The sequence below is a fragment of the Jiangella ureilytica genome, from assembly GCF_004348545.1.
GTDB lineage: Bacteria > Actinomycetota > Actinomycetes > Jiangellales > Jiangellaceae > Jiangella > Jiangella ureilytica.
Genome location: NZ_SMKL01000117.1, coordinates 1 through 11938 on the forward strand (window position 1 = coordinate 1; position 11938 = coordinate 11938).

8 protein-coding genes and 2 pseudogenes are annotated in these 11938 nt (G+C 73.2%); 3 read left to right on the forward strand and 7 right to left on the reverse strand.

All coding sequences use genetic code 11. The features are described from left to right. From E1212_RS31250 to E1212_RS30895, 7 genes and pseudogenes are all read right to left on the reverse strand, one after another. Positions 1 to 638, reverse strand: a pseudogene (locus E1212_RS31250) (response regulator transcription factor); the annotation flags it as partial. Further along, a pseudogene (locus E1212_RS28090) lies at positions 635 to 3137 on the reverse strand (DUF4118 domain-containing protein). The pseudogenes E1212_RS28090 and E1212_RS31250, both read right to left, overlap by 4 nt. Then, positions 3134 to 3724: a potassium-transporting ATPase subunit KdpC gene (gene kdpC / locus E1212_RS28095; RefSeq protein ID WP_131988682.1), complete on the reverse strand. Its 591-nt coding sequence runs from the start codon at positions 3722 to 3724 to the stop codon at positions 3134 to 3136. Before kdpC ends, E1212_RS28090 begins: the two are co-directional and overlap by 4 nt. A gap of 4 nt (positions 3725 to 3728) precedes the next feature. Then, complete coding sequence (kdpB, locus tag E1212_RS28100; protein ID WP_131988684.1) at positions 3729 to 5855, reverse strand: potassium-transporting ATPase subunit KdpB; 2127 nt, start codon at positions 5853 to 5855, stop codon at positions 3729 to 3731. Next, positions 5852 to 7513, reverse strand: a complete 1662-nt coding sequence (gene kdpA, locus E1212_RS28105; RefSeq protein WP_131988686.1) for a potassium-transporting ATPase subunit KdpA — start codon at positions 7511 to 7513, stop codon at positions 5852 to 5854. Before kdpA ends, kdpB begins: the two co-directional genes overlap by 4 nt. Beyond that, positions 7513 to 7602 (reverse strand): K(+)-transporting ATPase subunit F, encoded by a 90-nt coding sequence (gene kdpF / locus E1212_RS28110; protein ID WP_131988688.1) that lies wholly within the window; start codon positions 7600 to 7602, stop codon positions 7513 to 7515. Before kdpF ends, kdpA begins: the two co-directional genes overlap by 1 nt. Further along, positions 7599 to 7733 carry a hypothetical protein gene (locus E1212_RS30895; RefSeq protein WP_275296217.1) on the reverse strand — a complete coding sequence of 45 codons (135 nt, stop codon included), beginning with the start codon at positions 7731 to 7733 and terminating at the stop codon, positions 7599 to 7601. The genes kdpF and E1212_RS30895 overlap by 4 nt, the downstream gene beginning before the upstream one ends. Before the next feature lie 218 nt (positions 7734 to 7951). Here E1212_RS30895 and E1212_RS28115 point away from each other — a divergent pair, with 218 nt between their 5' ends. The 3 genes from E1212_RS28115 to E1212_RS28125 are packed head-to-tail and all read left to right on the forward strand — an operon-like array spanning position 7952 to position 11429. Further along, on the forward strand, positions 7952 to 8929 hold the full coding sequence (locus tag E1212_RS28115; RefSeq protein WP_131988690.1) for a hypothetical protein: 978 nt from the start codon (positions 7952 to 7954) through the stop codon (positions 8927 to 8929). Continuing rightward, the gene (locus tag E1212_RS28120) at positions 8926 to 10227 is read left to right on the forward strand and encodes a sensor histidine kinase (RefSeq protein WP_131988692.1); all 1302 of its coding nucleotides are present in this window, start codon (positions 8926 to 8928) and stop codon (positions 10225 to 10227) included. The genes E1212_RS28115 and E1212_RS28120 overlap by 4 nt, the downstream gene beginning before the upstream one ends. Beyond that, on the forward strand, positions 10224 to 11429 hold the full coding sequence (locus E1212_RS28125; protein WP_131988694.1) for a sensor histidine kinase: 1206 nt from the start codon (positions 10224 to 10226) through the stop codon (positions 11427 to 11429). Before E1212_RS28120 ends, E1212_RS28125 begins: the two co-directional genes overlap by 4 nt. Positions 11430 to 11938 lie beyond the last annotated feature (509 nt).

An 11938-nucleotide genomic window follows, 5' to 3' on the forward strand; every position in this document is an offset into this window, starting at 1 on the left:
GGGCGGGATCGGGTTCGAGCTTGCGCCGCAGCTGCGCCGCGTACACCCGCAGGTAGCCGGTCTCGCGCGAGTAGGCCGGCCCCCAGACCTCCTGCAGCAGCCGCTGCCGCGACACCAGCGTGCCTGCGTGGCGGACCAGCACCTCGAGCAGGTGCCACTCGGTCGGCGTGAGTCGGACGTCGGCACCCGCACGCGACACCTTCTTGCGGGCCAGGTCGATCTCCAGCTCCCCGGCGCGGACGACGGCGTCAGCGTCGGGCGGCGAGGGCCGGGAGCGACCGCCGCCAGGCCGCTCGCAGCCGCGCGAGCAGTTCCTCCATGTCGAACGGCTTGGTCACGTAGTCGTCGGCGCCGGCGTCCAGCGCGCGGACCGTGTCCGACGAGTCCTGCCGCGCCGACAGCACGATGATCGGCACGCCGGTCCGGCCGCGCAGCCCGGCGATGACCTCGAGGCCGCTCATGTCCGGCAGGCCGAGGTCGAGGACGACGACGTCGGGGTGGCGCCGGGCGGCGGCCTTCAGCGCGCCCCGTCCATCGGCCGCGGTGACGACCTCCCAGCCGCGGGCCCGCAGGTTGATCGCCAGCGCCCGGGTCAGCGCGGGGACGTCATCGACGACGAGGACGCGCGGCCCGGTCACGGCGCACCCAGAGGAAGCCGCAGCACCATCGTCAACCCGCCACCGGGCGTGTCGTCGGCGGTCAGCGAGCCGCCGAGCGCCTCGACGAAGCCGCGCGCCACCGCCAGCCCCAGCCCCACCGAGCCACCCGCGGACCCGGCCGGGCCGCCGTCGCCCAGCCGCTGGAACGGGCGGAACATCGACCGCTTGTCGGCCTCGCGCACACCCGGCCCGCGGTCCACCACACGCAGCTCGACGGCGGACCGCGCGACCGCCGCCGACACCGTCACCGCCACCCCGTCCGGCGAGTAGCGGACGGCGTTCTCGACCACGTTGGCCAGCACCCGCTCCAGCAGGCCGGCGTCGGTCGTCAGCAGCGGCAGCGTCTCCGGCACGTCCAGCACCACCGACCCCGCCGGCACCGACGACACCGCCCGCGGCACGACCTCGTCCAGCGCCGCCGGTCGCAGCACCGGCCGGACGGTGTCGGTCTCGAGCCGCGACAGGTCGAGGAGGTTGTCGATGAGCCGCTCCAGCGAGTCCGTCGCGGAGCCCACCGTCGCCAGCAGCTCGGCCTGGTCGGCCGCCGAGAACGCCACCTCGTGCCGGCGCAGACTCGTCACCCCGGCCTTGATCGCGGCCAGCGGGGTGCGCAGGTCGTGCGAGACGGCGGCCAACAGCGCGGTCCGGATCGCCTCGCCCTCCTCCAGCCGCCGGGCCTCGGCCGCCTGAGAGCGCAGCCGCTCCCGCTCGAGGACGACGGTGGCCTGCGCGGCGAATGCCTCGAGCACCCGCCGGTCGCCGCCCTCGAGCACGGGCCCGCGCAGCGCGAGCGCCAGCGTCTCCGAGATCATCACCTCCGACGATCCCTCCTCCGGCGACGCGCACGGCCGCCCGCCGGCGCACTCCACCGTCGTCCAGCGCTCATGCGGATCACGACGCTCCAGCAGCGTCACCGACTCCATGCCGAACCGCTCACGCAGCCGCTCGAGGATCGCCAGCACGGTGTTCTCGCCACGCAGCACGGACCCCGCCAGCGCGCTCAGCGTCTCCGCCTCGGCGCTGGAACGCGCGGCCTGCACAGTCCGCCGCGCCGCGAGGTCGACCACCGAGGCCACCCCCACCGCGACCAGCACGAACACCACCAGCGCGAACGCGTTCTGCGGGTCGGCGATGGTCCACTCGTAGTACGGCGGCGTGAGGAACCAGTTGAGCAGCAGGCTGCCGAAGACCGCCGCCGTCACGGCCGGCCACAGCCCGCCGAGCAGCGCGACGCCCACCGTCAGCGCCATGAACATCATGATGTCGATGGGCAGCTCGTGGATCTCGCGCAGCGCGACCAGCACGCCGGTCAGCACCACCGCACCCAGGAGTGCAGCGACCCAGGCCAGCACCCGGCGGTTGCGGCTCAGCACCTCCGACCGCTGCGGGAGCGTGCCCTGCCCGGCCCGCTCGTGGGTGACGACGTGCACGTCGATCGGCCCGGACTCGCGGACGACCCGCGCGCCGACGCCCTCGCGCAGTGACAGCTGCCAGTGCGGCCGCCGGCTCACGCCGACCACGACGAGCGCCGCGTTGACGCCGCGGGCGAACTCGAGGATCGCCTCGGCGACGTCCTCGCCGACGACCTGGTGGAACTCGCCGCCGAGCGTCTCGGTCAACGCCCGCTGCCGCTCCAACGCGCCAGGAGGCGCCCGTCAGCCCGTCGCTGCGGGAGACGTGGACGGCGAGCAGCTCGCCGCCGGCCCCGCGGTTGACGATACGAGCGGCCCGGCGCAACAGCGTCTCGCCCTCGGGCCCGCCGGTCAGCGCGACGACGACCCGCTCGCGGGCGTGCCAGGGCGCCTCGATGCCCTCGTCGACGCGGTACTTCTCGAGCGCGTCGTCGACCCGGTCGGCCAGCCACAGCAGCGCCAGCTCGCGCAGCGCCGTCAGGTTGCCGACCCGGAAGTAGTTGGCCAGCGCCGCGTCGACCTTCTCCGCCGCGTAGACGTTGCCGTGCGCGAGCCGGCGCCGCAGCGCCTCGGGCGACATGTCGACCAGCTCGATCTGGTCGGCCCCGCGCACGACGGCGTCCGGGATCGTCTCGCGCTGGGTGACGCCGGTGATCGACGCGACGACGTCGTTGAGCGACTCCAGGTGCTGGATGTTGACGGTGGTGACGACGTCGATGCCGGCGGCCAGCAGCTCGTCGACGTCCTGCCACCGCTTGGCGTTCGCCGAGCCGGGCACGTTGGTGTGCGCCAGCTCGTCGACGAGGGCGACCTCGGGGCGGCGGTGCAGGATCGCCCCGAGGTCCAGGTCCTCGAACTCGGTGCCGCGATAGGTCACGCTCCGCCGCGGGATCACCTCGATGCCGTCGAGCAGCTCGGCCGTGTGCGGCCGCCCGTGCGTCTCGACCAGTCCGGCGACGACGTCGGTGCCGCGCGAGAGCCGCCGGTGTCCCTCCGAGAGCATGTCGAAGGTCTTCCCGACGCCGGGAGCAGCACCGAGATAGACCCGCAGCCGTCCGCGCGTCATGACGCTTCCAGGTCCTCCAGCGCGAGGTTCAGCTCGAGCACGTTGACCCGCTCGCCGCCCAGGACGCCGAGGATCCGGCCCTCCGTGTGCTCCGACACCAGATCGGCGACGGCGACAGCCGCCAGCCCGCGGGCCTCGGCCACCCGCGCCACCTGGAGCCGCGCATACGCCGGCGAGATGTGCGGATCCAGGCCGCTGCCCGACGCGGTGACGGCGTCCGGCGGCACGTCGGCGGGATCGACGCCGTTCTCCTCGGCGACCGCGGCCCGCCGCTCCTCGACGGTGGCGAGCAGTTCGGTGCTCTCCGGGCCGAGGTTCGAGCCGCCGCTCGCGAGCGTGTCGTACCCGTCGCCGGCGGCCGACGGGCGCGGGTGGAACCACTCCGCGCCGTCGAACGGCTGCCCGATCAGCGACGACCCGACGACCTCGCCGTCGTGGGAGACCAGCGAGCCGTCGGCCTGGTCGCCGAAGGCCACCTGCGCAACGCCGGTGACGGCCAGCGGGTACGCCACGCCGAGGATGACGGTGAACAGCAGCAGGACGCGTAGCCCCGCCCAGCTCTGCCGCAGCAGTCCGACCAGATTCACGTTCTCACCCGATTCCAGGAATCGCCGACACGACCAGGTCGACGAGTTTGATGCCGATGAACGGCACGACGATGCCGCCCAGCCCGTAGACCAGAGCGTTGCGCTGCAGCATCGCGGCGGCCGAGAGCGGCCGGTGACGGACGCCGCGCAGCGCCAGCGGGATCAGCGCCACGATGACCAGCGCGTTGAAGATGACCGCGGACAGGATCGCCGACTGCGGCGTCGCCAGCCGCATGATGTTCAACACGTCCAGCTGCGGGTACACCGCCGCGAACATCGCCGGGATGATCGCGAAGTACTTCGCGACGTCGTTGGCGATCGAGAACGTCGTCAGCGCGCCCCGGGTGATCAGTAGCTGCTTACCGATCTCGACGATCTCGATGAGCTTCGTCGGGTCGGAGTCGAGGTCGACCATGTTGCCGGCCTCCTTGGCCGCCGACGTCCCGGAGTTCATGGCGACACCGACGTCGGCCTGGGCCAGCGCGGGCGCGTCGTTGGTGCCGTCGCCGGTCATCGCGACCAGCCGGCCGCCGGCCTGCTCTCGCTTGATCAGCGCCATCTTGTCCTCGGGCTCGGCTTCGGCGAGGAAGTCGTCGACGCCGGCCTGATCGGCGATCGCGCGAGCGGTGACGGGGTTGTCGCCGGTGACCATCACGGTGCGGATGCCCATGGCGCGCAGCTCGTCGAACCGATCGCGCATGCCGTTCTTGACGACGTCGGCGAGGTGGATGACGCCGAGGATCCGGGCCGCACCGGAGCGCAGCTCTGCGACCACCAGCGGGGTGCCGCCGGCCGCGGCGACACCGTCGACCACGTCGTCGACGGCGAGGTGCGGCCGGCCGCCGTGCTCGCGCACCCAGGCCAGGACGGCGCCCGCCGCGCCCTTGCGCACCTGGTGGCCGTCGGCGACGTCGACGCCGGACATCCGGGTCTGCGCGGTGAACTCCACGAACGTCGCGCCCGGCAGCTCGCCGGTGTGCCGCTCGCGCAGCCCGTACCGCTTCTTGGCCAGGACGACGACGGAGCGGCCCTCGGGCGTCTGGTCGGCGAGGCTGGCCAGCTGCGCGGCGTCGGCGAGAGCGGTCTCCTCGACGCCGTCGGCGGGCAGCAGCTCGACCGCCTGCCGGTTGCCGAACGTGATGGTGCCGGTCTTGTCCAGCAGCAGCACGGTGACGTCGCCGGCGGCCTCGACGGCCCGCCCGGACATCGCCAGCACGTTGCGCTGCACCAGCCGGTCCATGCCGGCGATGCCGATGGCCGACAGCAGCGCGCCGATGGTCGTGGGGATGAGGCAGACCAGCAGGGCCACCAGCACCACCATCGACTGCAGCTCTCCGGAGTAGCCGGCGAACGGCTGCAGCGTCACCACCGCGAGCAGGAAGACGATCGTCAGGCCGGCCAGCAGGATGTTCAGCGCGATCTCGTTCGGCGTCTTCTGCCGCGCCGCGCCCTCGACCATCGCGATCATCCGGTCGACGAAGCTCTCGCCCGGCTTCGCGGTGATCTTCACGACGATGCGGTCGGACAGCACCTTGGTGCCGCCGGTGACGGCGCTGCGGTCGCCGCCGGACTCGCGGATGACCGGCGCCGACTCGCCCGTGATGGCGGACTCGTCGACGCTGGCCACGCCCTCGACGACGTCGCCGTCGCCGGGGATGACCTCGCCCGCCTCGACGACGACGAGGTCGCCCAGCGTCAGGTCGGAGCTGCTGACGACCTCCTCGCGCGCGTCGACGCCACCGCTGAGACGGCGGGCCGGGGTCTCCTGCTTCGTGGCTCGCAGCGTCGCGGCCTGGGCCCGGCCGCGCCCCTCGGCGACGGCCTCGGCCAGGTTGGCGAAGACCACGGTGAGCCACAGCCAGACCGTGATCCACCACGAGAACGTGCTCGGGTCGGTGATGGCCAGCACGGTCGTGAAGACCGCGCCGATCTCGACCACGAACATGACCGGCGACCTCACCATGCGCCGCGGGTCGAGCTTGCCGATCGCCTCCGGCAGCGACGACACCAGCAGCCTGGGGTCGAACAGGCCGGCGCCGGCCCGTGGCGCAGTGGCCTCGGGGGCCGGTGCCTGGACGAACGTCACTGTCTTCTGCTTCCCTTCCGATCGTTCCGAGCCGAGCCCGCTCATGCCAGCGCCACCGCGATCGGCCCGAGCGCCAGCGCCGGGAAGAACGTGAGGCCGGCGACGATGACCACCGTCACCGCGTGCAGCCCGACGAACAGCGGGCGGTGCGTCGGCAGCGTCCCGGCGGTCGCCGGGGTGGGCGTCTGCCGGGCCAGCGCGCCGGCCAGCGCGAGCACCAGCACGATCGTCGTGAACCGGCCGATCAGCATGGCCAGGCCGAGCGCGGTGTTGTAGTACGGCACGTCGGCCGACAGGCCGGCGAACGCCGAGCCGTTGTTGTTGGCGCCGGACGCGAACGCGTACAGGATTTCCGACAGGCCCTGCGGCCCGTCGTTCAGCAGCGAGGCCCGGGTGGAGTCGGACGACGCCGCGATGGCCGCGCCGATGAGCAGCGCGAACGGCATCGTCAGGAGAGAGAGCGCGACCAGCGAGATCTCGTGGCGGCCGATCTTCCGGCCCAGGTATTCCGGCGTCCGCCCGACCATCAGGCCGGCCAGGAAGACGGCGAGGATGGCCAGGACGACCATGCCGTAGAGGCCGCTGCCCACCCCGCCCGGCGAGACCTCGCCCAGCATCATGTTGAGCATGACCGCGCCGCCGCCGGCGCCGGTGTAGCTGGCGTGCATCGAGTTGACGGCGCCGGTGGACGTCCCCGTCGTCGAGTTCGCGAACAGCGCCGACGCCCAGACGTCGAACCGAACCTCCTTGCCCTCGAACGACGACCCGACCGCCTGCGGGACGGTGCCGGGGTGGTTGACCTCGGCCGCGGTGACGGCGACCAGCGCCGCGCCCCAGAGCACGGCCATGGCGGTCAGCACCGCGTAGCCCTGCCGCTTGTCCTTCACCATGACGCCGTACGTCCGCGTCAGCGCGACCGGGATCACCAGGATGAGGACGTTCTCGAGCAGGTTCGTGAGCGCGTTGGGGTTCTCGAACGGGTGCGCGGAGTTGGCGTTGAAGAAGCCGCCGCCGTTCGTGCCGAGCAGCTTGATGGCCTCCTGCGACGCCACCGGGCCGCCGACGATCGACTGCACCGCACCGCCGAGCGTCGTGACCTCGCGCGTGTCGGACAGGTTCTGGATGACGCCGCCGGCGACCAGGACCAGCGCCAAGACGAGCGAGATCGGCAGCAGGATCCGGATGATGCCACGGGTGAGGTCGACCCAGAAGTTGCCCAGCCGGTCGGTGCCCCGCCGGGTCAGGCCGCGGATCACCGCGACCGCCACGGCCATGCCCACGGCGCCGGACACGAAGTTCTGCACGGCGAGGCCCGCCATCTGGGACGTGAAGCCCATGGTCGACTCGCCGGCGTAGGACTGCCAGTTGGTGTTGGCGACGAACGAGGTGGCCGTGTTCCAGGCCAGGTCCGGTGCGAGGCCGGTGAGGCCCAGCGACATCGGCAGGTGGTCCTGCAGCCGCAGCATCGCGTAGAGGAACAGCACCGACGCCGCGGAGAGGCCGAGCACCGAGAGCACATACGTGCTCCAGCGCTGGTCCGCCTCGGGATCCACCCGGACGACGCGGTAGAAGGCCCGCTCGACGGCGAGGTGCCTCGTCGACGTGTACACGCGGGCCATGTGGTCGCCGAGCGGCTTGTAGAGCGCGGCCAGCAGGAGGAGCAGGAGGGCGATCTGCAGCAGACCCGCCGCGGTGGCGCTCATCAGAACCGCTCCGGAAAGAGCAGAGCCGCCAGCAGGTAGCCGACGAGCAGGACGGCCAGGATCAGGCCGACGACGTTCTCGGCGGTCACGGCCGGGCCTCCGGGTGGGTGGGGCCGGCCTCGGTGCCGTAGCGCCGTCCGAGCCGGTCCGCGCCCGCCGCGAGGAGGGCCATCGCGATGAAGAAGATCACCGTGAGGCCGATGTAGGCGAGGTCGTGCATGAACACCCCTGAGGGAAGCCCAGGCCCCGCCGATCGGGGCCAGCGTCGATACACAACCACCCGAAGACGCAGGTCAGACCCCGCTTAGCGGGCTCTTAGCGGCTCCGGGCCGCCGTCTTGACACTCCGTTAGCAGCGGCAGGGGGTGGGGACAGCCCCACCCTCGACTGTGCAGAGAGCCTCGCTGTGCACGGGCCCCGCGACGGACAGGCTGGGAGCGTGCCCTCCACCGCCCCGCCGGCCCGGTTCGCGACCGTGCTCGGCCTGGCCGCGGTGGCGTTCGTCGTCGCCCTGCACTGGGTGCTGCCGGTGATCGACCCGGCGACCGGACGGGTGACGACGGCGTCGGCCACGGCTCTCGTGCTCGCGGCGCCGCTCGCCCTGCTCGCCGCGGGGATCGCGGGTTCCGGCGGGCTGCCGGCGCCGGCCCGCGCGGCCGTGCCGTTCGCCGTCGTCGCCCTGCCCTTGGTCGACGGCGCCGCCCGGCTGCTGTGGCTGCCCGCGGCGCTGCTGCTGGGCGAGATCGCGCGGGGCGCGCTGCGGCGGCTGCATGCGCGCTGGCACGGGGCGGAACTGGTGGCGACGGCGTCGGCCGCGGTGCTGCTCGACGCGGCCGGCTGGTGGGTCCCGACGGTGGCGGCCTGCTGGCTCGCGGCCTACCAGACCGGGGTGCTCGTCCGGGCCGGCACGGTCGACCGGCTGCGGCCGGTGCACGGGCTGGCGGTGGCCGCGGCCGGCGCGACGGTGGGCGCCTGCGGCCTCGTGCTGGCCGCGCTGGGTTCCGGCACGAGCACCGCGGGACCGCAGCCGACGCCGTCGGCCCCCGTCCTCTTGGGGTTCATCGCGGTGCAGCTCGGGCTGGCGCTGGCCGCCCGGCCGCTGATCGACCGCTGGACGGCGGGCGCCCCCGTTGCCGGCGGGCTGGCCTGGCTGGCTCCGCGACTGGTCACCGTCTACCTGTGGCATCTCCCCGCGGTCGCGCTGGTCGCCGTCGTCGCCGTCCGCGTGGCCGGCTACGCGCCGCCCGCGACGTACGGCGAGCAGTGGCGCTCCGACCTGCCGTGGTGGCTGCTCAGCGCCGCCGTCGTGCTCGCGGGGGCGGTGCGCCTCATCGGCCGGGTGGGGACAGCCCCACCTCGGACTCACGGGCTGACCGGCTCGTCTACCCTGCAAGCACACGGAAGGCTGGAGGCATGAACACGCAGATCACCGACCGGCCGCGCGCCGGCTGGCGGCAGGTCCCCCGCGACCTCGGCTACCTGCTGCCCGGGCTGCCCATCGCCGTCGCCTCGTTCACGCTCATGGTGACCGGGTTCTCCCTCGGCGCCGGGCTGTTCGTGCTCGCGTTCCTCGGACTCGTCGTGTGGATCGCCATGCTGGGCATCGCCCGCGGGTTCGCCGCCGCCGAGCGGGCGCGGGTCGCCGTCATGGAGGACCGCCCCGTCGGTCCCGCCTACCACCGTCCGGCCTCCGGCAAGGGCCTCGGCCGGCTGTTCAGCTACCTGCGCGACCCACTCGCCTGGCGCGAGTGGGGCTTCGGCATCCTCATCCTCCCGATCCGCTGCTTCACCTGGTCCATGACCATCGGGTGGACGGCGGCGGCGTTCGGCGGCACGTCCTACGCGCTGTGGGAGTGGGCGCTGCCGCGCGGCGACGAGGCCGAGAACGAGACGCTGGCCGAGCTGATCGGCCTCGGCGAGGGCCGGCTGCCCGACATCCTGCTCACCACCGGGCTCGGCCTGATCGCGCTGGCCACGCTGCCCTGGGTGCTGCGGGCCATGGCGCTGACGGAGTCGTCGCTGGTCTGGGGCATGCTGACGAACGAGAACGCCGCCCTGCGGGCCCGGGCCGACGAGCTCAGCCGCAGCCGCACCGCCGTCGTGCAGGCCGAGGCCGACACCCTGCGCCGGGTCGAGCGCGACATCCACGACGGGCCGCAGCAGCGCCTCGTCCGGCTCAGCATGGACCTCGAGTCCGCGCAGCGCCGCTTCGACGACGACCCCGACGCCGCCCGCCCGCTGCTCGAGGGTGCCGTCACGCAGACCAAGGAGGCGCTGGCCGAACTGCGAGCGGTCTCCCGCGGCATCGCCCCGCCCATCCTCACCGACCGTGGCCTGGCGGCCGCCCTCGCCGCCGCCACCGCGCGGTGCCCGGTGCCCACCACCCTCGACGTGGGCGCCGACCTCGCCGAGCGGCTGCCGTCGGCCATCGAGAACGCCGCCTACTTCGTCGTCACCGAGTCGCTCACCAACGTGGCCAAGCACTCCCAGGCGTCGCAGTGCTCGGTCTCCGTGATCCGCGTCGGCGACGTCCTGCACGTCCAGGTCGCCGACGACGGCCGCGGCGGGGCACACCCGGGCAAGGGCCACGGGCTTGCGGGCCTGGCCGACCGGCTGGCCGGCGTCGACGGGCGACTGGACGTCGCGAGCCCGCCCGCAGGCGGCACCGTCGTCACCGCCGAGCTGCCGATCCCGGCCACGAGCGCCACGCGATGAGCGACGACACGACCCGCCCCCGGGTGACCTGGCGCCAGATCGGCCGCGACCTCGCCTATCTGGTTCCGGGCCTTCCCATCGCGGTGTTCTCGTTCACCCTGATGATCACCGGGTTCTTCCTCGGCGTGGGACTGGTCGTGCTGGCGTTCGTCGGGCTGATCATCCTGATGGCGATGCTGCTCACCGGGCGCTGGTTCGCCCGGGTCGAGCGGGCCCGCGTGGGGTTGATGGAGCGCCGCGAGGTCGGGCCGGTGTACTACCAGCCGGCCCGCGAGCGGGGACTGTCGCGGGTGCTCGAGATCCTGCGCGACCGGCAGTCGTGGCGCGACTGGCTGTTCAACGTGCTGATCCTGCCGGTTCGGGTGTTCACCTGGTCGGTGACGATCATCTGGCTCGGCTTCGCGGTGGGGCTGTCGCCGCTGATCCTGCTGTCCTGGGCCATCGCGGGTGGCGGCGGGTTCCGCGGGCTGCCGCTGGCGATGGCGCACATCCTGCGCGGAGTGGCGCTGCTGGAGTCGTCGCTGGCCTGGGGGCTGCTGACGAACGAGACCGCCGCCCTGCGGGCTCGCACCGAGGAGCTGAGCCGCAGCCGCCAGTCCGTCGTCGCCGCCGAGGCCGAGATGCTCCGCCGCGTCGAGCGCGACATCCACGACGGCCCGCAGCAGCGCCTGGTGCGCCTGACCATGGACCTCGAGTCCGCCCAGCGCCGCTTCGACGACGACCCCCAGGCCGCCCGGCCGCTGGTCGAGGAGGCCGTGCTGCAGACCAAGGAGGCCCTGGCCGAGCTGCGCGCCGTGTCGCGCGGCATCGCCCCGCCCATCCTCACCGACCGCGGGCTGCCGGCCGCTCTGGCGGCCGCTTCCGCACGATGCCCGGTCCCGACGACCCTGGACGTCGATCTTCTCGGCGGGGAGCGGCTGCCGACGGCGATCGAGAACGCGGCGTACTTCGTGGTGACGGAGTCGCTGACGAACGTGGCCAAGCACGCCGACGCGTCGTCGGTTGCGGTGTCGGTGCTGCGAGTGGGCGATGTGTTGCACGTCCAGGTGACCGACGACGGACGGGGCGGGGCCCACCCGGGGAAGGGCCACGGTCTGGCCGGCCTGGCCGACCGCCTGGCCGGCGTCGACGGCCGGCTCGATGTGGCTTCGCCGCCCGGAGCGGGGACCACGGTGACTGCCGAGCTTCCGCTCGGGGGCTGAGGTCGGCCGGGGTTGAGGTGGGCTCCCCGTCCCCCCTGCTGCCCATTCTCTTGACCCCACCGATCATCTCCAAGGGCGGGTTGGCCGGGCTCCTCGCCGAGTCGGTCGGGGGTGATGAGGTGGGCTCCCCGTCCCCCTGCTGCCCATTCTCTTGACCCCGGGCACCCGCCTCAAGCCGGCGCCCTCTGTGGTTGCTTGACCCTGTGGTTGGGGGCTTCGGCTTGACCCGGGCACCCGGGGCCCAAGAACGGGCAGCTATCAGGGGGACGGGGAGACCCTGGGCACGCCTCGCCGTTCGCGTGCCCGTTTCGCCCCGGTTCGCCGGACTGTGCACCGCGATGATCATCGGCGATCCGCTACATCACCAGGCGTTCTGCCACATCACCAGGCATGCATGCCTGGTGAAGCGGCAGAGAACCTCGTGATGGCCCGCGAAACGCGCCAAATCCCACATCGCGGACGTACCAGGGCCCGCCGACCCCGGACCCGTCGCCAGACTCCCCCCGTCC